Raw genomic sequence first — 22977 nt, 5'->3', positions numbered from 1 at the left:
GATGTGAGACTCGGCTAGCTGCGGGCAGGGCTGCTCTCCGCACCGGCCTCGGACGCAGGAGCTTCGGCGGCCGGCTCCACTGGCTCGTCGTCCTCTGGAGCGCCGAACCACTGCACCAGCATCTCTTCCCACCAGGCTTCGTCGATCTCCGGACCTGGATCGGTCCCGAGAAACGCCACCTCCTCGGCCGTGATCCCTTGGCCGACGAGATGCGGCTGAAACTTGGCGCGATCGATGACTTCCTTCGTGGCGTACCCACCAAGAATCCAGGAGTCGGGATCCGCACGCCTGGACTTGTAGGCCTTCAAATTCAACTTCAAATACAGAAACATCTGCTGCTGCCGTTCATCGCCGACGCCGCTCTGCGGCAAACTAAGCGTCTTCTCGATTCTCTTTCGCCAATGCCGATCCTCGTAGCGGGAAGTGATCAACTGCAACATGATTTTTCCGAATTCGGCATCCAGCGCCATAATGTGTTTCCTTACTCTCTTGTGATGCTTGCCATGTTCCGGATATGGAGGCCGATGGGCACTGCCCCGACCACCGCATCACCGGCCTTCCAACCACGTTAGTTTCCCGCGACCATCATTTCTGCAATCTTCACCGTCGGGCTGGCGATCCGTCCACGAAACACCAGATCCGATCCGATGGTCTCGATCGTCGCATACATCTGCTTCAGATTGCCGGCGATCGTGATCTCTTCAACCGGATAGGCCAACTCCCCATTCTCAATCCAAAACCCGCTCGCGCCACGGGAGTAGTCTCCGGTCACCATATTGATACCGAACCCGATCAGATCCGTGACATAGAGTCCCTGCTTGACTGAGGCCAGGATCTCCGCCGGAGCAGTGGTCCCCGGCACCATATAGAAATTGGTCGGCCCGGCGGAGGGACTTTCGCCGATGCTTCGTGACGCGTTTCCCGTGGAAGGCAACCCCAACTTCTTCCCCGAGTAGGTATCCAGCAGATAACTGGCCAAGCGTCCGCGTTCCACGATCGCTTGTTTCCGCGTCGGCAGTCCTTCACCGTCGAAGGGGCGTGTCCCAAGCCCTCCCGGCATCCGGCCATCATCATAGATCGTCACAAACTCGGGAGCGATCTGCTGGCCACGTTGTCCGATGAGAAAAGAGGCGCCTTTATACAACGCATAGCCCGACAGGGCGCTACAGAGATGACTGAGCAGGCTCCCCGCAACCTCGGGATCGAAGATCACCGGCACCCGGCCCGTCGGGACCTTACGCGCTCCCAGCTTGCGGACCGTCCGCCTCGTCGCTTCCTGTCCGATGGCTTCCGGGCTCTCCAACTTCGAGAAGGTGCGATTGACGCCGTACCAATAGTCGCGCTGCATACCCGCCGCATCGGACGCAATGGGCGACACCGACAACGAAAAGCTACTGTTGGCATACTGCCCGAGAAACCCATGACTATTCGCAAGGATGATCCGCCCGGATGAGGAATCGCAATCGCCTCCTTCCGAGTTGGTAATACGGGAATCGGCCGCAAACGCCGCGCGTTCGGCGCGGAGTGCGAGATCGATTTGCTGATCGGTCTGCAGTTTCGTGGCGTCGTAGATGTTCAGGTCCGGCAATTCGGTGGCATAGTGCCCCGGCTCGGGCAATCCTGACACCGGGTCCTCGACCACAGCCTGGGCCAGGGCACAGGTTTCTCCCACGAACCGATCCAGCGAATCGTGAGAAAAATCGGAGGTCGAGGCACTCGCGGAACGGTGGCCGAAGAAGACCCGTAACCCCAACCGCTTCTCTCGGGCTTTTGTGAGGCGATCGACCGCCCCCATGCGGACTTGCACCGAGAGGGTCTCCCCGTCGGCGACCATCACGTCCGCTGCCGTCGCCCCATGCTTCGCCGCTCGTGCCAACAGATCCTGGGCGACGTTCGTATAGTCTTGCGCTCCGATCTCACGTGTCATGGTCATGCCTTCGTTCCACCAACGGTGATTTCATCGATCCGGATGGTCGGCAACCCCACGCCGACCGGCACCGACTGCCCGTCTTTGCCACAGGTCCCGATGCCTTCATCGAGCTTCAAATCGTGTCCCACCATCGACACCTTCGTGAGGATCTCCGGACCGTTGCCGATCAAGGTGGCGCCCTTCACCGGCTTGGTGATCTTCCCGTCTTCGATGAGATAGGCCTCGCTGGCCGAGAAGACGAACTTGCCGTTGGTAATGTCGACCTGACCGCCGCCGAACGACACGGCGTACAAGCCCTTTTTCACCGATTTGATAATGTCCTGCGGATCAGACTCGCCGGCCAACATGAAGGTGTTGGTCATACGGGGCAACACGACGCTCTGATAACTTTCCCGTCGGCCGTTACCGGTCAGCGGAATGCCCATCAGCCGCGCATTCAATTTATCCGTGATGTAGCCACGCAGAATCCCCCGCTCGATCAGCACGGTGCGACTGGTCGCTGTCCCCTCGTCGTCCACATTCAGCGAGCCGCGGCGGAACGGCAGCGTCCCGTCATCCACAATCGTGCAGACATCCGAGGCCACCCGTTTCCCCACCAAGTTGGAAAAGGCCGAGGTCTTCTTGCGATTGAAATCAGCCTCCAACCCATGCCCGATCGCTTCATGCAGCAGGATCCCGGGCCAGCCTCCGCCCAACACAACCGGCATGACTCCGGCGGGAGCGTCGACCGCGCTGAGATTCAGAATCGCCTCTCGAGCCGCTTCCCTGGCAAACTGGAGATATCGTTGATTGTCCTGGAAATAGGCTAACCCGATCCGGCCTCCCCCGCCGAACGTTCCCACCTGACGATTGCCGTTCTCTTCGGCAATGCAGGTCACCTGAAGCCGGGACAACGGTTGGATGTCGCCGACCATCAACCCGTCGGACGTTGCCACCAGCATGACCTTATATTCGGTATTGTACGCCGCCATGACGTTCTTGATCCGCGGATCGTACCGCCTGGCTTCCGCGTCGATGGCGTTGAGCAACGTCACCCGGTCCCGGGTCGCCACTTCCACATTCGCGCGATCATGAGGATAGAGATCACGGGTCGGGGCCGGTCGATGGGTGACGGGAACGGGAGCGGTCCCTTGAGCGGAATTGGCGATATACCGCGCCGTATCGGCGGCAATGTTCAAATCTTTGGAGGTCAGCTCATCGGAATAGGCAAAGCCGGTTTTCTCACCGGCTGTCGCCCGCACTCCGACGCCCTGGCCAATACTCTTCGTCGCCCGTTTGACGATCCCCTCTTCCATGGAGACCGACTCGGTCTGACAATATTCGAAATAGAGGTCGGCGTAGTCGACGTTGGACACCTTGACCCGTCCCAGCGCCTGCTCGATGTCTCGATCGGTCACTCCGAAACGCGCCAACGCCCCGGACTCGTCCTTGGCCATGAACATTCTCCTCTCGTGCGGTGCGTGAGTATAACGCACTCATTTCCGGCGGTGCAATGCGAGCACGTTCGAACCATCTGCAAATACAGCGAAATTGGGAAATTCCGTTTGACTTTCCAGGACCCCACCGCTAGACTCGAATTACTGACTCCAGGGCTTGCATCACATACGAAACAGGTGCCCACGCCGCTCCATGACTGACCCTCGATCCCGCGAAATTGAGCCACCACCAGACGCCGACCTGCTCTCGCAACTCGACCCTGACTTGCTGCCCAAACATCTTGCCGTGATCATGGATGGCAACGGCCGATGGGCGGAGCTGCGAGGGCTTCCACGCATCGCCGGTCATCAGGAAGGGATCAAGTCCGTTCGGGAGCTCATTTCACTCTCCCTGGAATTGGGCATCAAAGTCCTGACGATCTATGCGTTTTCACAGGAAAACTGGAACCGGCCGGCCCAGGAAATCACGGCGCTCATGGGATTGCTGGAACATTATCTTTCGACCGAGCGATCGAGCCTGGTCGAGAAGGGCGTACGCTTCCAGACGATCGGCCGTGTGACGGCACTTCCCGCGTCGGCGCTGCAGTGGGTCCGCACCACCGAACAGGAAACCGCCCATCTCGACAAACTCATCCTCAACGTGGCCCTCAGTTACGGCGGCCGTGCGGAACTCGTTGATGCAGCCAAGGATCTTGCGCAGGCCGTGCACGCAGGTCGGCTCACGATCGATCAGATCGACGAAGGGGTCCTACAACAGGCGCTCTATACACACGATCTTCCAGACCCAGACCTCTTGATTCGCACCAGCGGCGAAACTCGAATCAGCAACTTTCTGTTATGGCAACTGGCCTATACGGAACTCTACTTCACCCCGACTCTCTGGCCGGATTTCCGTCGACGCGAAACGTTGGTCGCGCTGATTGAATACCAGCGGCGCGAGCGCCGTTTCGGTCGAGTGTTCAGCAGCGTTTCCTCCTAGTCTCTTCGTGGTGAAACCGGGAGCATGCCAGTGCGAGGAGACGATGCCGCCCCCCCTGGACCATGCTCGCCCCCGTTCCTCGTCGGAAACGATTCGCCGCGTCCTCGCGGCCGTCGTGTTTGTTCCGATTTTCTTTTTTCTCGTGCGCGACCTGGGACCGGTAGCTTTTTTCGTGCTGGTCGTCATCTCGGGGATGTTCGCAGTAGGCGAATTTTATCGCCTGCATGTCGGCCCCGCGTCCTGGCCCTGGTGGGGATGGGCCGGCGTCGCCTTCACCGGCCTGTTCCTCGGCAGCACGCAGTGGCCGGGCCTGCTCAGCGAACGCACCGTCCTAGCGGGGACATTGTCATCCGCCTTGTGTATGCCGCTGTTCTCCGGCAAGCCTTTGAAAGATTCGCTTCTTGACGGCATGGTGCTGATCATGGGCGTCTTATACGTCGGCCTGTCGCTCGGTTATCTCCTTCTGACGAGAGCCCAGCCTGATGGAACCATGTTGATCTTTTTTGTGGTGCTGGTCACCTGGGCCGGAGACACCGGGGCCTACATCGCGGGAAAGTCGCTGGGGCGACATGCGCTCGCACCGATCGTGAGTCCCAAGAAAACGTATGAAGGATTGGCCGGAGGGATTGTCCTCGCCTGCCTGGCAGCCGTCGTCGCACGAGCCTGGTTTCTTCCGCGCTTCTCACTCGTCGACTGCCTCGCACTCGGTCTGCTCCTCACGATTGCCGGCCTCATCGGCGACCTCGCAGAATCGGCCATGAAACGCCATGCGGGGTTTAAAGACTCCGGGGCGCTCATTCCCGGCCATGGCGGGATGCTGGATCGACTCGATAGCCTCTTGTTCACGGGACCGGCGTTCTACTACTATGTCGCGATCGTCGCCAACGTGTAACGCATGATTGTCCGCCTGCTCTGGAGCATGCCATGAAGAACATTGTCATTCTGGGTTCGACCGGCTCAATCGGCACGAACACCCTCGATATTGTGGATCGGTTTCCGCAGGAGTTTCGCGTCATCGGCCTCACCGCCGGCTCGAACGACGACAAACTCGAAGCACAAATTCGCCGGTTCCGCCCGGCCTTCGCCGCCCTAGCCAACGAAGCCGCCGCAGAAAAACTGCGACAGCGCTGCGCCGACCTCCCCGTCAAGATCTTCGCCGGCCAGGAAGGGGTGGCACAGGTGGCGCAATCGCCGGACGCTGAACTGGTGATTTCCGCCATCGTCGGCGGAGCAGGCCTTGTCCCCACGTTGGCGGCGATCAGAGCCGGCAAACAGATCGCACTCGCCAATAAAGAACCGATGGTCATGGCCGGAGCCCTGATGCAAGCGGAGGCCAAGAAACACCACGTCCGCATCTTCCCCATCGACAGTGAGCACAGCGCCATCTTTCAATCGCTTGAAGGCCATCGCCGGGAAGACGTGAAACGCGTGATCCTGACCGCCTCGGGCGGGCCGCTCTGGAACTTCTCTCGCGAGCAACTCCAGGATGTGGGACCCGAGCGCGCCTTGCAACATCCGAACTGGAAAATGGGCGCCAAGATCACCATCGACTCGGCCACCTTGATGAACAAGGGGTTGGAGGTCATCGAAGCCCGGTGGCTCTTCGATATTCCGGAGACGCAGATCGAAGTGCTGGTCCACCGCGAGAGCATCATCCATTCTCTGGTAGAATACAGAGACCGGTCGGTGATCGCCCAGCTGGGGCTCCCGGACATGAGGACACCGATCTCCTATGCCATGCGGTATCCCGAGCGGATGCCGCTGGACCTTCCATCCCTGGACCTGACCGAGATCGCCACGTTGACGTTTTTCAAGCCGGATCATGATCGATTTCCCTGTTTACAGCTCGGCTATGACGCCTTACGAATCGGTGGCACCATGCCGGCCACGATGAATGCCGCCAACGAGGTGGCCGTCGAGGCCTTCCTCCAGAGCGGAATCCGTTTTCTGGATATTCCGGACATTATTCGGAGTACAATGGACGCTCACACGCCGCGACCCATCGCGGGCTTGGATGATGCTCTCGAAGCTGATCGTTGGGCTCGTGAAAAGGCCGAGTCCCTGGTCCACGCCTTGACGCGGTAATACCCTGAACCCAAGGAGTGCTGTTGTGGGAACAACCTTTGTCTGGTCCCCTGACGTGGTGTCGATGCTGACCCACTGGGCCCTTCCGTTCCTGGTGGTATTGGGCGTCCTCGTCGCCTTCCATGAAGCGGGACATTTCCTGGCCGCACGCTGGGTCGGCGTCAAGGTGCTGAAGTTTTCCCTCGGCTTCGGACCCAAGATCTTCGGCCGGCAAATTGGTGAAACCGAATACCTCCTTTCGGTTGTTCCGCTCGGTGGCTACGTCAAGCTCTTCGGCGAGGACGAACACGAGCCTCTGACCCCCGAAGACAAGAAGCGAGCCTTCGTCCATCAATCGCTGTGGGGGAAGACCCTCATCGTCGCAGCCGGTCCGATTTTCAACTTCATCCTCGCCTATTTGATTTATACGGCCTATATCGGGCTCGGCTACACGCTGCCGGTGCCCAGCTTCAAGGACATCATTCCGGAAATCGAAGCCGTCCTTCCTGGCTCGCCGGCCGATCAGGCCGGATTAAAGCCCGGCGACCGGATCATCCGGGTCAATGAGAAAGAGATCTCGACTAATGCGGAGTTGCTGAAATTCATCTCCCAAAGCAACGGCAAGCAGCTGACGTTGGACCTCACTCGCGGGGAACAGATCAAGACGGTGCTCGTAACTCCGGGTAAAACCACCGTGCAGGACAACGGCAAGCCCACCACGATCTATCAACTTGGCATTGAGGAGCGGGCTCCGGTCATCACAGCCGTCATCCCCGGCTCCCGCGCGCAGGCTGCAGGACTCACTGCCGGAGACCGCGTCGTACGCATCGATGGACACGACATCTTCACCTGGTCCCAAATGACTGCGCTGGTGCGGGAGAACCCGAACCACGCGCTGCAGTTTGAGATTCAACGGAACGGATCCGCCCAAACGGTCGCCGTGACACCCATGGGCGAAAAGGCGACCGTGGACGGGAAACCGGCTGAAATAGGAAAAATCGGCATTTCGGCTCAGAACCAGACGATTCTCCAAACCAACGAACCGCTGAAGGCGCCCTGGCTCGGAGCCCAGGCCACCTGGGGATGGACCGAGCTGACGGTGGTGGGCATTTACAAGATCATCACGGGAGATATCTCGCGGAAAAACATCGGCGGGCCGCTCACAATCGCCAAAACGGCGGGGGATGCCGCCGAACAGGGCACCTCAAGCCTGGTCTTTCTCATGGCGATGCTGAGCATCAACCTGGGCGTGCTCAACCTGCTGCCCATTCCCATTTTGGACGGGGGACACTTATTGTTTTTCTTTATTGAGGCGATTCGACGAAAACCTCTTGAAGATCGGCAGCGAGAACTGGCACAACAGGTGGGATTGGTGCTATTAGTCGGCATCATGATTTTTGCCTTCTGGAACGACATTGAGCGACTGATTTCCCCATAACCCCACATGCGCGTTTCCGAAACACTCATCCCCACGCTGCGAGAAGATCCAGGCGAAGCTGAAACGGTCAGCCATCGATTCATGCTGCGCGCCGGCATGATTCGCAAGGTTGCGGCCGGCATCTATACCTATCTCCCGCTTGGATTACGTGTTCTTCGAAAAATCGAGAAGATTGTCCGTGAGGAAATGAACCGCGCCGGCGCACAGGAAGTCCTCATGCCCGTCGCCTCCCCGGCCGAACTGTGGCGGGAAACGGGGCGGTGGGATTTCTACGGCAAGGAACTCCTGAGATTCAAGGATCGCCACGAGCGTGACTTCTGCCTCGGTCCGACGCATGAAGAGGTGATCACCGACCTCTTCCGCCGCGAAGTCCGCTCCTATCGGCAGATGCCGCTCAACTTCTATCAGATCCAGACGAAGTTCCGGGATGAAATCCGACCCCGTTTCGGGTTGATGCGGGGACGCGAGTTCATCATGAAGGATGCGTACAGCTTCGACCGAGACGAAGCCGGGGCCAGGCTGAGTTATCAAAAGATGTACGAGGCCTACAACCGCATCTTCGCCCGCTGCGGACTCACCTTCAGACCGGTAGAGGCGGACACTGGCCTGATCGGCGGAACATCCTCACACGAATTCATGGTGCTGGCCGAGACCGGCGAAGAAACCATCGTCTATAGCGGGGAAGGCACGTATGCCGCCAACGTCGAGCGGGCCGAGGTGTTGGCGCCTGAGCCAGCCGAGTTGCCTGCACTTCGCCCGCTCACCGCCGTATCGACTCCTGGACGGCGAACAGTCGAAGAGGTCACATCGTTCCTGAACATCACTCCGGCCCAACTGGTCAAGACCCTTCTGTACAGCACAGGGAAAGAAACCGTGGCCGTGCTGGTTCGCGGCGATCATGCGGTCAACGAGATTAAGGTCAAACGCCTCTTAGGTGCCACCGACATTGAACTCGTCGCCCCGGAACTCGTTCCGCAATTGACCGGCGCTCCCGTCGGATACGTTGGGCCTGTCGGTCTGAAAAAGATCCGGATCCTGGCCGACTGGGCCGTGAAAGCCATGGCCAACTTCGCCGTGGGAGGCAACCAACCCGATACCCATTACGTCGACGCCAACTGGAACCGTGACTTCACCGTGGATCAATTCACGGATTTACGGAATGCACAGGCCGGTGATCCCTCTCCGCGGAACGATGGCACGCTAAAGACGGCCAAAGGCATTGAGGTCGGCCATGTCTTTATGTTGGGCACGAAATACAGCCAGGCCATGAAGGCGACGTTCCTCGACGCGCAAGGACAGGAACAGTTGGCCGTCATGGGCTGTTATGGCATCGGCGTAAGCCGCGTGGCCGCCGCATCGGTTGAGCAGAATCACGATGCCAAGGGCATCAAGTGGCCGATTCCCATCGCGCCGTTTCACGTCACCCTGTTGCCGCTCAGTCAGTCCGAGCCGGTCAGCCAGCTCGCAGGCTCTTTGTACCGATCACTACAAGAGTCCGGCATCGAAGTCCTCTGGGACGACCGTGACGAACGCGCCGGGGTCAAATTTAACGATGCCGACCTGATCGGTGCCCCCTTCCACCTGGTCATCGGGGAAAAGGGCTTGGCACAGGGGCAGGTTGAACTCAAAATACGTCAGACCGGCGAAACGAAAAAAATCGCCCCCGACCAAGTCCTCCAGACACTGACGACATTGATGCAGTCTGCATCCTGACCCTTCCTCCGCTTCTCCACCGTCACCACGCTCATTCCACGTTGCGTCACCAGGCCCCCACCCGACCGCAACTCCGGGTTTGAGAAAATGCCTTTTGCTTGCCTTGACCCGCCGTTGCGATACACTGACACACACGGAAGAAGCCCGGCCAGGAACCTGTGCCTGACGCAGGTTCCCAGTCCGATATTGCATCCCGACACCACACTCAGCTCCCCGTTCAGCCTGTTGGAGACAACGTGATGCAGCCCAAAGCTCCGCTGCCTGGTGTCAGTGACCCCGCACTCAAGGCCGGGAACGCCGAAAACGTCAAACGGATCAGCGCACAGATCCTCGCCGCGGCAGACATCGATCAAATTCTCCTCGACCTACGCCACGACATTCTCAGCTGTTTCGACGCAGAAGATCTCACGCTGTTCGTCGTCGACTCGGAAAAGAAGGAAATCTTTTCCAAGATCCCCCATCTCGATACGGTTCAGGAAGTGCGCACCCCGATCACAGAACAGAGTCTTCCGGGGTTCTGCGCCAAGTACCTCCGCCCGGTCAATGTGGGAGATGCCTATAGCCTGGCCGAGCTGGGCACGATTCATCCCGCGCTGACCCATGACGCCACCTACGACAAGAACACGGGGTTCAAGACCAAGCAGGTCCTCACCTATCCCGTCGTTGCCGAAAACAAATATCTCATGGGCGTCATCCAGCTTCTCAACAAGAAGAGCGGTGGGCGATTCACGCGCAAAGACGAGGAATGCGTCGCGGAAATCGCCAAAGCGCTGGGGACGGCATTTCACACGCTGCGAAAAACCTCCAAAAAGCCACCGTCGAAATTCGACTATCTACTGAACAACGGCAAAATCTCACAACAGGATCTCGATGTCGCCTTGACCGAAGCGAAGAAGGGCACGACGGACATCGAATCGCTTCTCATTGAGAAATACAAAATTCCGAAGGCCGAACTGGGCAAGTCATTGGCCAACTTCCACAAGTGCCCCTACATCGAGTACAACGAACGCACCATCGTCGACATCGAGCTACTGAAAAATCTCAATGTCGACTATCTGAAAAAAAACCACTGGATGCCCCTGAAGCGGGATCGCGCCGCGATCGAGATCCTGACCGACGACCCCGGTGATTTGGACCGCGTCCAGGACATTAAACGCACCTTTCCTGGCCTGAATATCCGCTTCGCCGTCAGTCTCCGCCGCGACATCGCCCTGTTTCTGACGAGTACCACCGGCACTCCAGAAACCGTCACCAAGATGAACGAGAATGTCTCGGACATTCTCGGCGAGTTGGTCAGCGAGTCCCAGCTGGAGGCTCAGGAAGAAGCGTCCAGTGCCGGACTCGATGAAAACGACAATGCCATCGTGCGTCTCGCGAACCAAATCATTGCGGACGCGTTCCGCCAAGGCACCTCAGACATTCATATCGAACCCTACGGCGAAAAACGCGACACGCTCGTTCGGTTCCGGGTCGACGGCGACTGCTTCGAATACATGAAGATCCCGCCAAGTTATCGCCGCGCCATCGTGTCCCGGCTCAAGATCATGGCCAGCCTCGACATCGCGGAACGCCGCAAGCCTCAGGACGGCAAGATCAAATTCAAGATCGGCGAGAACAAGGAAATTGAGCTGCGTGTCGCCACCATCCCGACCGCCGGCTATAACGAAGACGTCGTCATGCGTATTCTCGCCGCAAGCGAACCGCTCCCCGTTGATAAGATGGGGTTCTCAGACCGGAACTTGCGCGAGATCAAGAATATCGCTCAAAAGCCCTACGGCATCATCCTCTGCGTCGGCCCCACCGGGTCCGGGAAAACCACCACGCTGCACTCCGTCCTCGGGTACATCAACACCCCGGACATCAAAATCTGGACGGCAGAGGACCCGGTCGAAATCACGCAATACGGTCTCCGCCAGGTGCAGGTTCATGCGAAAATCGGATTCACCTTCGCGGCCGCCATGCGCGCCTTTCTCCGCGCCGACCCGGACGTCATCATGGTCGGAGAAATGCGCGATAAGGAAACGGCGGATACCGGGATCGAAGCCTCGCTGACGGGTCACCTGGTGCTGAGCACCTTGCACACCAACAGCGCCGTGGAAACCATCACGCGTCTATTGGACATGGGCTGCGACTCCTTCAGTTTCGCCGATGCCATGTTGGGGGTGCTGGCTCAGCGGTTAGCACGGCGCATCTGCAAAGACTGTAAAGAGGCCTATCAGCCCTCCAAGGAAGAATATGAAGAATTGCGGCTGGGGTATGGCCCGGCGTACTGGGAATCGCTGAACGTTCCCTTCGACGCCAATTTCCGACTCTATCGAGGGAAAGGCTGCGATACCTGCAACCGCACCGGGTTAAAGGGCCGCGTGGCGTTGCACGAGTTGCTGCTGGGGACGGATCACATGAAGAAGTTGATCCAAAACAAAGCCAAAACGGATGAAATGCTCAAGGCCGCCATGGACGACGGCATGACGACCCTGGTGCAGGACGGCATTCAAAAGGTGTTGCAGGGGCACACGACCTACAAAGAGGTTAAGGCTGTCGCCATCAAGTAACCGGCGCTCCGCCAATCGTCACACCCGCTACTTCGCGGGAGAGGGCATTGCCAACCGCGTCAGCGCGCGTTCCAAACGCGTCACCTCCGCATCCCGTCCCAACTTTTTCGCACAGACCACGGCCTGCGTCAGTGCAGCCCCGGCTCGGGCCTGATCGCCTTGCGCCAGATAGCTGTGGTAGGCGCGCTCGAAGAAGACCAAGCCGCGATCAGGAAATCCACGGCGGTCGGCAACCCGTCCCAACCGTAAGAGATCAGCCGCAATCTCGTCCCGATGCTCCGCCGCTTTGTCTAATTCCAGGGCTCGTGCAAACTCCTGTTCAGCCGTATCGTAGGCCTGGCGGGCCTCGGCCACCATCCCCAGGTTCACATGATTGCTGGCTTCGGAGGCGAGATTGCCGACTGCCTGATTGAAGACCATGGCCTGCCGAAACAGTTGTGCGGCCTCCTCAAGGTCTCCCTTCGCCTGTCGCAGTAAGCCGAGATTGTTTCGAAGGGTCGCCTCCGCCGACTGATCTCCCTGCTGTTGAGCCCACTCCAGCGCCTCCTGATAACGCTGTTCGGCCTCATGGATTTGCCCGGCCTGATGCTGCGCAGCGCCCAGTGCGATCACACTTTCGAGCAGGAGGTCCGCACCGCCAAGTTCCCGAGCCATGGCGACCGCCCGCTCGTGCAAGATGATGGCCTGAGCCGAATCCCCTCGGCTCAGAGACAAGCGACCGATATCATTGAGCGTCGCAATGAGGCTCCTCCTGTCGTCCAGACTTTCCGCCAAGCGACGTGCCGCATCGTAGGCCTCCGCTGAACGGGCGCGATCCCCCCGCATCTGCCAATGCTCGCCCTGCCGCCGAAGAGACGCAATCTGTGCCGCCCCTGGCCCAAGCTGTGGTTCGGGAGACGCAGGTGGCGGAGGACTTGCGCATCCCAGGAACGTGCACAGCGCCATGACGCCCAAGACTGCGTGGCACCCATCCAATCGCGGTCTCATCGACGCAGTTGATCTCCCCTCAAGCTCTGCGTGCCCGGCTGGGATGGCACAGGCGATTCCTTCGGTGTCGGCCCGGCGTTCTGCGCAAACCGATTGAAGGGAAACGTCTGCTTCGCGCCGCGCACCAGAATCGAGACATCGGTCAATGTGCCTTCGGCCGTCCGAATCACCGGCATCAATTCCTGGCTGACCTCGTCCACGGAATCCGAAAGGCGCTTCACGCTGGTCAACGTGGACTCGGCGCTGTCCAGAATAGCCGGCAGGCGGCCGGTGGCCTGCTGCACGTCCGCGGTCACACGGTCCACCACGCTCAGAGTCCGCTTGATAGAACCGGTCATCGCCGGGAGTGCCGTCGCCGTTTGCTCCACCGAGGCAATCGTTCGCTGAACCGATGCCACCACCGACGGCAGATCCTGCGTCGCCACGGCCACCTGCTCCAATGCCTTTCCGCCTGCTTTGAGACCACCTTGCAGATCCTGCGTGATCGTTTCCACTCGAAGTAACGTGTGCTTCACCGCCATCAACACCGGCTCGACCTCGCTGAGCAGATCGGCGATGTCTTTCGGTTCCACGGCACGGATCGTCGCGCCATCGCCCAAGACCGAACTGTTGGATGTGCCCATCCCGATATCGACTTGGGTCTGACCGACCACCACACCGCTCTTCGTAATTCGTAATTCGGAGTTGTCCTTCACCATATTCTGGTATCGGGTCAAGAGCTGCAGGGTCAGGTCGACGGTTCCACGATCATTCAAATCCACCTGCTTGACCCGGCCGATCGAAATGCCCGAGACCACCACTGGAGCTCCCGGCTCCAGGCCATATGATTTGCTGAGGCTGGCCATGAGCGAATATTTGGGTTCAAACAGATGTTCGGCCCGCGACATCCAAAAACCGGCACCGACCAAAATCAGCACCGGAATCACCACGAAGGTCCCGACAATCTGCGCCAATCTGCCGCTCGACAGTCGATGTGAATAATGCATGATCGATCCTCTCTCACTCCGAAGACTGCGCCGTGCTCTCGAGCCGATTACCCGACATATCGTCTCAGCGATGGAGGAACCGTCCCGGCCACTGCTTCAGGAGTGCCATCGGCCGCCACCCGTCCATCCTGCAACACCACCAGTCGATCCGCACCTTCCATGAAAGGTGACCAGGCGCGTAACGCCGCCACGACGGTCAATGGGTGGCGACGTCGGTGCTCTTCGATATACTGCTTCAGAACCAGCACCGTGTCTGCATCCAATCCTGCCACAGGATCGTCCAACAGCAGGACCTCCGGCTCCAGCATCAACGCGCGGGCAATGGCTCCCCTCCGTATCTCTCCCTGATTGAGCTCAGCGGGAAATCGATCCCGCAATGCCATCACCCCTAACCGTTCCAGCTGCACCATCACCAGCTGCTCCCGTTGACGAGCCGGCAGCAACCCGCGATGATACCGTAGCGGTAAGAGCACGTTGTTGAACAGGGTCATATTGCTCAAGAGCCCCGGCTGCTGCAGCACGGTCCCCACACGCAGTCGAACCGGGCTGACCGCTCCATCCTGGACAGTGCTCCAGTCCTGCCCCAAAACCGTGACTCTCCCGGATTCCGGTAGCACCAGCCCCGCTGCCAACTCGATGACCAGGCTTTTCCCCGAGCGGCTCGGCCCCACCAGCGCCACGAACTGACCTGCCGCGATGTGCACATCCAGCTCCAGGGAGGACAAGCCGCCCTCCAGGGGCGTCCGAATCTGCGAAAAGCTGATCGCTGCCTCGCTCATAGATAGAGCGGCACCGTCACGACGACATCCACCAGCAGACACAAGACGAAGGAATTGATCATCGCCCTGGTGGTTTGTTGCGGCACTTCGGTATAGGAGGATTGCACCGCCAGGCCATGGTAGCAACAGACGGCGGCAACGGCCGATCCAAACCCCAGCCCCTTGATTGCGGTCATCAACACATCCGTCGTCGACAGCGCCTGGGTGACACTCTCGACAAATGCGGAGAAGGGAATGGTCAATTGTGCATCTGCGACCAGATATCCACCGAACACCGCCACGACATCGAAGTAGAACGTCAGGCACAGCATCGAGAGCACCATGCCGACTATGCGCGGCATGATGACGAATTGGCTGATGGGAATCCCCATGAGTCGGAGTGCGACCACCTCTCGCGTCACGGACATGTTGCCCAATTCCGTGGCAATCGCCGTTCCCGACCGGCCGACGACAATGAATGCGGTGATCAAGGGGCCGAGCTCTCGAATCACCGTGACCACGATGATGCTCCCCACCAGCCCGCCTGCCCCGAGCCTGGGAAGCTGGGTGCCGGCCTGCGTCACAATGATGATGCCGAGCAGAAGCGCGATGACGCTGGTGACAGGCAATGCATCGACCCCCGTAAAGAGGATCTGGCGGATCAGAACTCGCAGCGTCTCCCCACGTCCCTGCCGCGCTGGGGACAGCACATCCACCATCGCTTGCGTGAAGAGCGTGGCCAAGGCCGCCAGGTATGCATAGCCGGCAATGGTCTTCCGTCCTACCCACTCGATCATCAGGTGAGAGCCGCCTCCTTCACGAAGCCGCAGCATGGGCCGGGCCCGCTGCACATGCGCCCCGCATTCCGTCGAAATTGTAGGCGAGCATCGCAGGTAAAGCAACGAGGCTCCCGGCCGACATCACGCTGCAGATGGAGAAGACCAACGACGTGAGACCAGATCGGGATCCGACTGGAAAGGGAACTGCAGGGGGCAACGAATCGAAGACGGGTTACGACAGCGGACGATGCTTGATGACGTACTGCTGAATGCGTTGTAGCTGGGGAGGACGCATGACCACAAACTCGATCCCGAACTCTCCTCCCCGCGCCCATCGAACGACCGCCTCTTCTACCCGGACCGGCCACTCCAGCCCATCCGACAGGAACAGCGAGACCTTCATGCGAAGCCCGGGCGACATCGTACGCTCAGATCGAGCCATGCAGCCGGTTGAGGACACATCCAACATTTCGGCCTCACCGTCGAAGTCGTCCTCCCCGACGAACTCCAGGCGACACTCGGTGGCGACCCGACGGGACTTGCGCAATGTCTTTGTGTGTTCCACGTGCCCCTTCCCTCCTATCGCCCATGCCTGCGTGGTGCTAGCCCCCCACCGCGGAGGCGACCACGAACTGACGCAAGCGATCCTGTTCGACCGTACCCATCGACACGAACTCGACACCGAAACACGCATCCTGTCCCCATCGCACCAGGGCCAGATCCACCGCTGTGGGAGATGATTCCCCAGGGAGCAGCATGATCAGCGACATCGCATCCCCCACCTTCACACCCACATCGCTGTTGATTTTGCAGCCACCGGGCGAGAGGTTGAGAATGACGCCCTCACCCTCTGCATCGCCGTTAAAACTGAGAGTCGGAGCAAACGGGGCAAAGGACAACAGGCACCCGGGCGGCGCCACACGCCGCTGGTGCTGACGCAACTCTTTCTGTGCAGGAGAGAGCTTCTTGGATTGATCCATGGCCAAGCGGATGATGCGATCGTCTGTGTGAATCAGCAGGGTCAGTATACCGTAGCAGGGAACAGACGCCGAATACTTCCGCAGAAGTTACCAGGACCTCGTCGATGAGACCCGCCGGACGATCACTCCGGTGATGGGGTGCCGCCTAGCGCTTGTAGAGCGGCGGCTCACCGGGCGGGCGACTCTTGAAGCGACGGTGCTGCCAGAAATATTGCTCCGGCACCCGGCGTACGGCGTTTTCGATCAAGCGATTGATGCGTGTCGCATCCTCGACCATTTCTCCGGACGGAAACTGGTCGAGCGACTGCCCCACTTCGATGTCATAGCCGGATCCATCAGAGCGCCGGTAGTAGAAGCAGGGCACCACCGCAGCTCCACTGACCTTGGCTAATCTGGAGGTCGCGGTCAATGACGCAGCCGGCACCCCGAAGAACGGGGCGAAGACACTGCGTTTGGTGCCCGCATCGATGTCGGGGGCGTACCAAACCACCTGATTTCTTGCCAACGCGCGCAAGATCCCCCGCATATCCCGGTGTTGAATCAAATCGGAATAGTAGCGGCTCCGGCAACGGTTTGCGACCATGTCCGCCACGATATCGTTCTGCGGCCGATAGACGATCGCCACGGGTTGCTCGAGAGCCATGAACCGCCCGGCCAGCTCCGCCGAATGCAAATGTGCGCCACAGAGCAACACCCCGCGCCCTGCACGAAGGGCGTCACGAAGATGGTCCAGCCCCTTGATCGTACATTCGCAATGCTCGCGGGGATCCTGAGCCCACCAGGCCATCGCGATTTCTAGGACGCCCATCCCCATGGACTCAAAACAATGCAGCGCGACCGCATTGCGCTCTTCCGGACTCTGATCAGGGAAGCAGAGCTGCAAGTTGACGCGCACGATCTCTCGCCGCTTACTCAGGAGGCTATGCAGCAGTCGCCCGCACTGCCGCCCGAATGCCAGTTGCGAGTGATACGGGAGCCACGACAGCAGACGAAACAGCGCGATGCCAACCCAGGTAGGCCAATACATGGGATGATAGGGGCTGTGTGGGTGCCGCCGCGTATGGTGGGTCTGTGTCCTGGACATGGCCGAATGGGGAGGCCATTGTATGGAAACGGAGCGGCGAGCGCAATCTCGAAGGCAGACGGAACATTCGTTGCAGAAGCCCGCACTCACAGTAATGAACAGCCCGCCGCCTCACCGCGGCGGAGCAGCCACCGTCGAAACAGTGCCAACGGGCCGTGAAATCGGCCAGGTCTGGTGCCTGCTGTCTGGCCGCGCGAAGTCTGGCGCTAGGACGCGGGCTTTGTCGCCAGTGCGATGAACTTCCGCAGCCTCATTTCCGCCACAGACGAAAGATTCACAAATTCCAGGCCATACACCTGCTCCCGCTCCCAGCGGACCGTGGCCTCCTCGACGGTCATCGGCGAAACCTGATTCGGCAACGACAGGCTGACCGACAGTCTGTCGCCGCGCTGAATCCCCGCTTCGCTCATGACCTTGGCGCCTCGCATCGATACGTCAAAGACCACGCCAATTCCATCTCCTCCGCGACTGAGCCATTTGGCCAAACCTAAGCGCGACAACGAGCAGACGAATGGTGCCGAAACCCGTAACCTGGGATGCTGACGCAAATCGACCGAAAACTGTTCCTGCCCCGTAGTGCCACTCATACGTACCCTCCCGTATGTCTAGTGGTCACTGTATCGCACGAGATGCGCTTCGAAAAATAAATTGACGAAATCCGCGGCGGACAAGCGCGACGCCGAACCGTGTCTTCAGATCAAGCGTCAGTTGCTCACACACCTCAGAAATCGCTGCCACGCCCCCTGCTGGAGGTTATGATCGGCGTTTACCCCGTTGCTGCATGGTGTCCGCACAGGCGGGCGACAAGTCTTGCGTATGCTCTTTCAGGCACTGAACAATTCGCCCCTCTCCTGGCTTGATACCCGCACACAGCTTTTTCACATCCTCGGCACAGGCCTTCCTCCCCTGGCGCCCTCCTCGCCCCCGGTCCTCAGCCCCTGCCCCATCGGCGTTGGATGGCACGGAGGATGCCGCCGGCGCATCCTGAGTAGGGGCAGCGTGCGGATCACCCGCCGACCAGGCGAAGCCATGCGCCCCCACCATCGCGGCCACGAATCCACCCACGAGCACGATTTTCCTGTTTACCCGCTGATCTCTCCATGTCCTGCGCATACTCACTCCTTTCGATGCCTGATGACCCGCCTGCCCTCGACTCGAGATGTCCCATGCGGACACTGGTTGATGATCGATCGTGCTTGATTCAACGCCGCTCCGCTCTCGCGGTTGACGAAACCCGACGCCGGTAACAGGCTCTTGCGAAATGGCGCCTGCTTATCTATTGTAGCGGGATGCAACAGACGTCCCCGAACGCAGTTCCAGCCCACATTGTCCACCGGGTGCATCATAAGTTCTGGACCTACCTGCTCTTTTGGTCGGTCGTGGCCGGCTCCGTCATTGCGGTTCCCGGTTATGGGCTGCTGTTCGGATACTCATGGTTGGATTGGACCATGTTCGCCGTTCTCTATGTCGTCACCGGACTGGGAATCACCGTCGGGTACCACCGATTATTGACCCATCGCAGTTTTGAATGCCCCGACTGGGTCAAGGCCTGTCTCTTGGTCGCCGGAGGGTGGGCGCTTCAAAATTCCGGCGCGAAGTGGACCGCTGATCACCTGCGCCATCACGCGCATTGTGATGACCCGGCTGATCCGTACAACGCCAAACGGGGGTTCTGGTACAGCCATTGCGGCTGGCTACTCAATCCGGTGCCGTGCAACGATGAACGATTCGGCTCCCGGGTCATGCAGGACCCGGTGGCGATGTGGCAACACCGCAACTATGCCGCAATCGTGCTCGTCGGCCTTGCCCTTCCCTTTGTTGTGGGCTTCCTCTACGACGGATGGCAGGGTGGTATTGGAGGGTTCATGCTGGCCGGAGTTGGACGCACCTTCGCCGTGCTGAATTCGACGTTCTGCATTAATTCCGTCTGTCATATCTGGGGCGATCAACCGTATGGGACTGCGGATTCAAGCCGCAACTCCTGGCTTGTCTCCCTGCTCACCTTCGGCGAGGGCTACCACAACTATCACCACACCTTCCCAAGCGACTATCGCAACGGCCCGCTCTGGTACAATTTCGATCCCTCGAAGTGGCTGATCTACACCCTCTCCAAACTAGGGCTGGCCTCATCACTTCGCACGGCCTCCTCAGGCAGCTGATCAGACCGCACCCGGTTTTCCCGACCCCATTCCTCCGTTTGCTCCCAGATCCGCCTCGAATAGGCAAAACTTCCGGCTCCGTGACAGCTCTAGCAATCGCGCATGACATCTGATACGATGCCGAGGAAGTTCATGACGGGCCGCATGAGCTTTAGACGACTAAACGGCCCATCACCGATATTGTTTGTCAGCGAGCAGTTGATCGGAAGTCCGACCCAAGTCGCCTCAATCATCGCGTCTTCGGCCCGCTCATTCCCCTCATCCCTCTGTTCTCGTGTCGCCGACAATGTCATTTTTCAAAAGGAGAGGCCCCCATGGGTAACAAATTGTATGTCGGCGGACTGCCGTATGCTGCCACTGAATCGCAACTGAACGACCTGTTCTCGGCTCACGGCACCGTCGAATCGGCGCGCGTGATCACGGACAAGTTCACCGGACAATCACGCGGCTTCGGCTTCGTGGAAATGTCGACGGAAGAGGAAGCAAAGGCAGCCATCACCGCCTTGAACGGCTCGGATATGGGTGGACGTCAACTCACCGTCAACGAAGCGAAACCGCAAGAGTCGCGTTCTGGCGGCGGCGGGGGCGGACGCTTCGGCGGCGGCGACCGCGGCGGACGAAATCGCTTCTAAGCGAGGAGCGACATCGCCTGGGCTCTGAAGGGGCGCGTCATCCGACGCGCCCCTTCCTTTTTCTGACACCGCCGTGTCATTCCTTGTCGAGTTTGCCTCGCAACACCTTCAGCCGCCCTCGTTTTGCTTTTTCCTCCAGACGTCGCGTCTTAGCCCCTCGTGTCGGTTTTGTCTGACGCCGAGGCGGGCGTGACACTGTCGCTTGCAGAATCAACTCCCGGAGACGATCCAACGCCAACTCCCGATTGCGCTCCTGGCTCCGCGAGTCCTGCGCTTTGATGATGATGACGCCCTCGCGCGAGACCCGATGGTCACGTACGGCCAGCAACCGTGTCTTGTAGGCATCGGGAAGAGAGGACGCCCGGACATCGAAACGAAGATGGATCGCGGACGACACCTTATTAACATGCTGCCCGCCTGCGCCTTGCGCACGCACAGCCGTCAACTCGATGTCTTCATCCGGAATCGTCACGTGCGCCGAAATGATGAACATATCCCTGCCCCCTCGGTGGCAGGAACGTACTCGGGCGAGCCCAGACGAGTCAACCACTCACGCGAACAAGCGGGTGCATCAGACAGACCATTCATTGAACGATCAAGACCTGCCGCCCCCGGATGGATCTCAGTATAGGAACCGAGTACTATTAGGGTGTTACCCGCAGGTGAACTGGCCGTCCATCTCCATGAAAGGCATCGTGGCCCACAAAACCTCAGCGACAGGCGCGCTCGCATACAGCCCCAGGTGGACCAGTGGCATCCTCCCGCTGCTGCTACTGCTCTGCTTCCTGATCGCCACAGCCTTGGGACTGTATGCCTTGTCCTTCCTTCGATCCATGCTGGTAACGGAACGAGGGAACGAGCTGGCCAGAAATGCGGCCGCAGTTGCAGATACACTCGATCGCGTCCTCTTCGAACGATTCGGTGATATCCAATTGTTCGCAAACGACGGCACCCTCCGTGACGGCACTTCCAATGAAAAGCAGACCAGGCTCCTGCACTACAAACAGCTCTACTGGTATTACTCCTGGTTAGGTATAGCCGACGCCGAGGGGCGCGTGATTGCCTCAACTGACTCCTCGCCCTCATCTACCCCCCGCATGTTCCCTGTTGACGCATTTGAATTCGTGCGCGGGACCGGAACCGTCTTCGTGGAGAAGGTGTCTGCAAACCCGGGGCTGGAACAGGGAAAGGCGGTCGGATTCATGGCCCCAATCTATGGACCGGGAGGCGTGTTTCGAGGAGCCGTGGCGACGCGCGTACCAGTGGAGAATCTCCGCACGATCTTCGAACAGGAAGGCCGGCTACGATACGGACAGGATATCTATGACTGGCTGCTACTCACCAGGGAGGGCGTCATCCTCAGCGAGAAGCACTTCCCCGAAGGCTCCGAACGCGAACCGGTGCAATTGGAGATCCCTTCACTCACCAGAACCGCAACCAACCGCGATCAATCGGGTTTTGTCGAAGAGACGCATCACCGCCGTGGAGACTCCGTCGTGACCGGCTACGCCTCGACTAGGGGATACCTCAATTTTCCCGGGCTCGATTGGATCGTACTCTTCCGCCAAACTCACGAGCAGGTCTATGCGCCCGTCGACCGACTCTTATGGACGGTCGGCGGAATCGGTCTCTTGGTCATTCTGCCGCTGACGGGATTCGGTATCTGGGTCTCGTGGCAATTGGGCCGAGAACGGAACGAGTTGATCCACACCCGGCACACCCTGGAGCAGTCTGTGGCGGAACTGGGGCGATCGAATGCCGATCTCCAACAATTTGCGTACGTGGCATCGCACGATCTTCAGGAGCCGTTACGCATGGTCAGCAGCTACACGCAACTCATCGCGAAGCGGTACCGGGGGAAACTGGATTCCGATGCGGATGAATTTATCGAGTATGCCGTAGACGGGGCCACCCGGATGCAAACATTGATTCAAGACCTCCTGGCCTACTCCCGTCTCAGCACAAGTGCGCGGGAGTTTGAACCGGCTCCGATGGGAGCAGTGCTGAACTGTACCCTGGACAATATCGTGAATGCGGTCAAGGAAAGTCAGGCGGTGATCACACACGACCGGTTGCCGACCGTACGAGGCGACGCACCACAGTTAGCACTCGTGTTTCAGAATCTCCTCAGCAATGCCATTAAGTTCAGTGGAGAATCGCCGCCGCGCATTCATATCTCCGCCCGGCGCGAAGAGAATGAGTGGCGGTTTTCGGTGCATGACCACGGGATTGGCATCGATCCCCAATATGCTGGCCGCATCTTCGTCATTTTCCAGAGGCTTCACACCAGAGCAGAGTATCCGGGCACCGGGATCGGCCTGGCTATCTGCAAAAAGATCATCGAACGGCACGGCGGATGCATCTGGGTTGAATCAGAACTCGGCAAGGGCGCGACCTTCTGGTTCAGCATTCCCGATCCCGCACAGGCGCCGCCTGTCACGCATCATCCACGCGAGGCAGCACGGTCCGACTCACTGACCGGCCGCCATTGAAGGAGTTA

At 59.4% G+C, this 22977-nt stretch carries 22 protein-coding genes; 9 read left to right on the top strand and 13 right to left on the bottom strand.

From position 1 onward, the window contains the following. Positions 1-14 precede the first annotated feature (14 nt). From JNL86_03935 to tldD, 3 genes are all read right to left on the bottom strand, one after another. Positions 15-470 carry a hypothetical protein gene (locus JNL86_03935; GenBank protein MBL8042047.1) on the bottom strand — a complete coding sequence of 152 codons (456 nt, stop codon included), beginning with the start codon at positions 468-470 and terminating at the stop codon, positions 15-17. A 98-nt stretch (positions 471-568) separates the two neighbouring features. Continuing rightward, positions 569-1927 (bottom strand): TldD/PmbA family protein, encoded by a 1359-nt coding sequence (locus tag JNL86_03930; GenBank protein ID MBL8042046.1) that lies wholly within the window; start codon positions 1925-1927, stop codon positions 569-571. Between the two features lie 2 nt (positions 1928-1929). Beyond that, positions 1930-3366 carry a metalloprotease TldD gene (gene tldD / locus JNL86_03925; protein ID MBL8042045.1) on the bottom strand — a complete coding sequence of 479 codons (1437 nt, stop codon included), beginning with the start codon at positions 3364-3366 and terminating at the stop codon, positions 1930-1932. Between the two features lie 193 nt (positions 3367-3559). Between tldD and JNL86_03920 the strand changes: the two genes are divergently transcribed. The 6 genes from JNL86_03920 to tadA all read left to right on the top strand — a co-directional run bounded on the left by JNL86_03920 (position 3560) and on the right by tadA (position 12112). Beyond that, the gene (locus tag JNL86_03920) at positions 3560-4345 is read left to right on the top strand and encodes an isoprenyl transferase (GenBank protein ID MBL8042044.1); all 786 of its coding nucleotides are present in this window, start codon (positions 3560-3562) and stop codon (positions 4343-4345) included. 43 nt (positions 4346-4388) lie between these two features. After that, positions 4389-5237: a phosphatidate cytidylyltransferase gene (locus JNL86_03915; GenBank protein ID MBL8042043.1), complete on the top strand. Its 849-nt coding sequence runs from the start codon at positions 4389-4391 to the stop codon at positions 5235-5237. A gap of 32 nt (positions 5238-5269) precedes the next feature. Next, complete coding sequence (locus JNL86_03910) at positions 5270-6430, top strand: 1-deoxy-D-xylulose-5-phosphate reductoisomerase (GenBank protein MBL8042042.1); 1161 nt, start codon at positions 5270-5272, stop codon at positions 6428-6430. A 25-nt stretch (positions 6431-6455) separates the two neighbouring features. After that, the gene (gene rseP / locus JNL86_03905) at positions 6456-7847 is read left to right on the top strand and encodes an RIP metalloprotease RseP (protein MBL8042041.1); all 1392 of its coding nucleotides are present in this window, start codon (positions 6456-6458) and stop codon (positions 7845-7847) included. A gap of 6 nt (positions 7848-7853) precedes the next feature. Next, entirely contained in the window at positions 7854-9560 is a 1707-nt protein-coding gene (locus JNL86_03900; protein MBL8042040.1) for a proline--tRNA ligase, read from the top strand. A gap of 239 nt (positions 9561-9799) precedes the next feature. Next, positions 9800-12112, top strand: coding sequence for a Flp pilus assembly complex ATPase component TadA (gene tadA / locus JNL86_03895; GenBank protein MBL8042039.1), 2313 nt, complete (start codon positions 9800-9802; stop codon positions 12110-12112). A gap of 27 nt (positions 12113-12139) precedes the next feature. Here the strand turns inward: tadA and JNL86_03890 are convergent, their stop codons facing one another. The 9 genes from JNL86_03890 to JNL86_03850 form a co-directional block, all read right to left on the bottom strand. Next, positions 12140-13099, bottom strand: a complete 960-nt coding sequence (locus JNL86_03890) for a tetratricopeptide repeat protein (GenBank protein MBL8042038.1) — start codon at positions 13097-13099, stop codon at positions 12140-12142. Next, the gene (locus JNL86_03885; protein MBL8042037.1) at positions 13096-14085 is read right to left on the bottom strand and encodes an MCE family protein; all 990 of its coding nucleotides are present in this window, start codon (positions 14083-14085) and stop codon (positions 13096-13098) included. The genes JNL86_03890 and JNL86_03885 overlap by 4 nt, the downstream gene beginning before the upstream one ends. A 47-nt stretch (positions 14086-14132) precedes the next feature. After that, a complete protein-coding gene (locus JNL86_03880) occupies positions 14133-14864 on the bottom strand; it encodes an ATP-binding cassette domain-containing protein (protein MBL8042036.1) in 732 nt (243 codons plus the stop codon). After that, positions 14861-15640, bottom strand: a complete 780-nt coding sequence (locus JNL86_03875) for an ABC transporter permease (protein MBL8042035.1) — start codon at positions 15638-15640, stop codon at positions 14861-14863. The genes JNL86_03880 and JNL86_03875 overlap by 4 nt, the downstream gene beginning before the upstream one ends. A gap of 214 nt (positions 15641-15854) precedes the next feature. Beyond that, positions 15855-16187 carry a PilZ domain-containing protein gene (locus JNL86_03870; protein MBL8042034.1) on the bottom strand — a complete coding sequence of 111 codons (333 nt, stop codon included), beginning with the start codon at positions 16185-16187 and terminating at the stop codon, positions 15855-15857. A gap of 37 nt (positions 16188-16224) precedes the next feature. Further along, the gene (locus JNL86_03865; protein ID MBL8042033.1) at positions 16225-16602 is read right to left on the bottom strand and encodes a PilZ domain-containing protein; all 378 of its coding nucleotides are present in this window, start codon (positions 16600-16602) and stop codon (positions 16225-16227) included. A gap of 145 nt (positions 16603-16747) precedes the next feature. After that, entirely contained in the window at positions 16748-17629 is an 882-nt protein-coding gene (gene lpxL / locus JNL86_03860; protein ID MBL8042032.1) for an LpxL/LpxP family Kdo(2)-lipid IV(A) lauroyl/palmitoleoyl acyltransferase, read from the bottom strand. 263 nt (positions 17630-17892) lie between these two features. Then, positions 17893-18273: a PilZ domain-containing protein gene (locus JNL86_03855; protein ID MBL8042031.1), complete on the bottom strand. Its 381-nt coding sequence runs from the start codon at positions 18271-18273 to the stop codon at positions 17893-17895. Between the two features lie 166 nt (positions 18274-18439). Then, positions 18440-18799, bottom strand: coding sequence for a cysteine rich repeat-containing protein (locus JNL86_03850; protein MBL8042030.1), 360 nt, complete (start codon positions 18797-18799; stop codon positions 18440-18442). Between the two features lie 176 nt (positions 18800-18975). On the opposite strand from JNL86_03850, the gene JNL86_03845 reads away from it, so the two are divergent. Further along, a complete protein-coding gene (locus JNL86_03845) occupies positions 18976-19845 on the top strand; it encodes an acyl-CoA desaturase (protein ID MBL8042029.1) in 870 nt (289 codons plus the stop codon). Between the two features lie 314 nt (positions 19846-20159). Then, on the top strand, positions 20160-20477 hold the full coding sequence (locus tag JNL86_03840) for an RNA-binding protein (protein ID MBL8042028.1): 318 nt from the start codon (positions 20160-20162) through the stop codon (positions 20475-20477). Between the two features lie 76 nt (positions 20478-20553). On the opposite strand, the gene arfB is transcribed toward JNL86_03840, so the two are convergent. After that, the gene (gene arfB, locus JNL86_03835) at positions 20554-20970 is read right to left on the bottom strand and encodes an aminoacyl-tRNA hydrolase (protein MBL8042027.1); all 417 of its coding nucleotides are present in this window, start codon (positions 20968-20970) and stop codon (positions 20554-20556) included. Between the two features lie 169 nt (positions 20971-21139). On the opposite strand from arfB, the gene JNL86_03830 reads away from it, so the two are divergent. Continuing rightward, complete coding sequence (locus tag JNL86_03830) at positions 21140-22969, top strand: hypothetical protein (GenBank protein ID MBL8042026.1); 1830 nt, start codon at positions 21140-21142, stop codon at positions 22967-22969. Positions 22970-22977 lie beyond the last annotated feature (8 nt).

Origin of the sequence: Nitrospira sp., assembly GCA_016788885.1 — a bacterium.
Lineage (GTDB): Bacteria > Nitrospirota > Nitrospiria > Nitrospirales > Nitrospiraceae > Nitrospira_A.
The sequence above is the reverse complement of the archived record's forward strand: the minus strand, read 5'-3'. Positions and strand labels throughout refer to the sequence as shown.

Coding starts and splice junctions, on each gene's coding strand:
- JNL86_03935 (MBL8042047.1), bottom strand. CDS start 470: ATGGCGCTGGATGCCGAATTCGGAAAAATCATGTTGCAGTTGATCACT.
- JNL86_03930 (MBL8042046.1), bottom strand. CDS start 1,927: ATGACACGTGAGATCGGAGCGCAAGACTATACGAACGTCGCCCAGGAT.
- tldD (MBL8042045.1), bottom strand. CDS start 3,366: ATGGCCAAGGACGAGTCCGGGGCGTTGGCGCGTTTCGGAGTGACCGAT.
- JNL86_03920 (MBL8042044.1), top strand. CDS start 3,560: ATGACTGACCCTCGATCCCGCGAAATTGAGCCACCACCAGACGCCGAC.
- JNL86_03915 (MBL8042043.1), top strand. CDS start 4,389: ATGCCGCCCCCCCTGGACCATGCTCGCCCCCGTTCCTCGTCGGAAACG.
- JNL86_03910 (MBL8042042.1), top strand. CDS start 5,270: ATGAAGAACATTGTCATTCTGGGTTCGACCGGCTCAATCGGCACGAAC.
- JNL86_03900 (MBL8042040.1), top strand. CDS start 7,854: ATGCGCGTTTCCGAAACACTCATCCCCACGCTGCGAGAAGATCCAGGC.
- tadA (MBL8042039.1), top strand. CDS start 9,800: ATGCAGCCCAAAGCTCCGCTGCCTGGTGTCAGTGACCCCGCACTCAAG.
- JNL86_03890 (MBL8042038.1), bottom strand. CDS start 13,099: ATGAGACCGCGATTGGATGGGTGCCACGCAGTCTTGGGCGTCATGGCG.
- JNL86_03885 (MBL8042037.1), bottom strand. CDS start 14,085: ATGCATTATTCACATCGACTGTCGAGCGGCAGATTGGCGCAGATTGTC.
- JNL86_03880 (MBL8042036.1), bottom strand. CDS start 14,864: ATGAGCGAGGCAGCGATCAGCTTTTCGCAGATTCGGACGCCCCTGGAG.
- JNL86_03875 (MBL8042035.1), bottom strand. CDS start 15,640: ATGATCGAGTGGGTAGGACGGAAGACCATTGCCGGCTATGCATACCTG.
- JNL86_03865 (MBL8042033.1), bottom strand. CDS start 16,602: ATGGATCAATCCAAGAAGCTCTCTCCTGCACAGAAAGAGTTGCGTCAG.
- lpxL (MBL8042032.1), bottom strand. CDS start 17,629: ATGTATTGGCCTACCTGGGTTGGCATCGCGCTGTTTCGTCTGCTGTCG.
- JNL86_03855 (MBL8042031.1), bottom strand. CDS start 18,273: ATGAGTGGCACTACGGGGCAGGAACAGTTTTCGGTCGATTTGCGTCAG.
- JNL86_03850 (MBL8042030.1), bottom strand. CDS start 18,799: ATGCGCAGGACATGGAGAGATCAGCGGGTAAACAGGAAAATCGTGCTC.
- JNL86_03845 (MBL8042029.1), top strand. CDS start 18,976: ATGCAACAGACGTCCCCGAACGCAGTTCCAGCCCACATTGTCCACCGG.
- JNL86_03840 (MBL8042028.1), top strand. CDS start 20,160: ATGGGTAACAAATTGTATGTCGGCGGACTGCCGTATGCTGCCACTGAA.
- arfB (MBL8042027.1), bottom strand. CDS start 20,970: ATGTTCATCATTTCGGCGCACGTGACGATTCCGGATGAAGACATCGAG.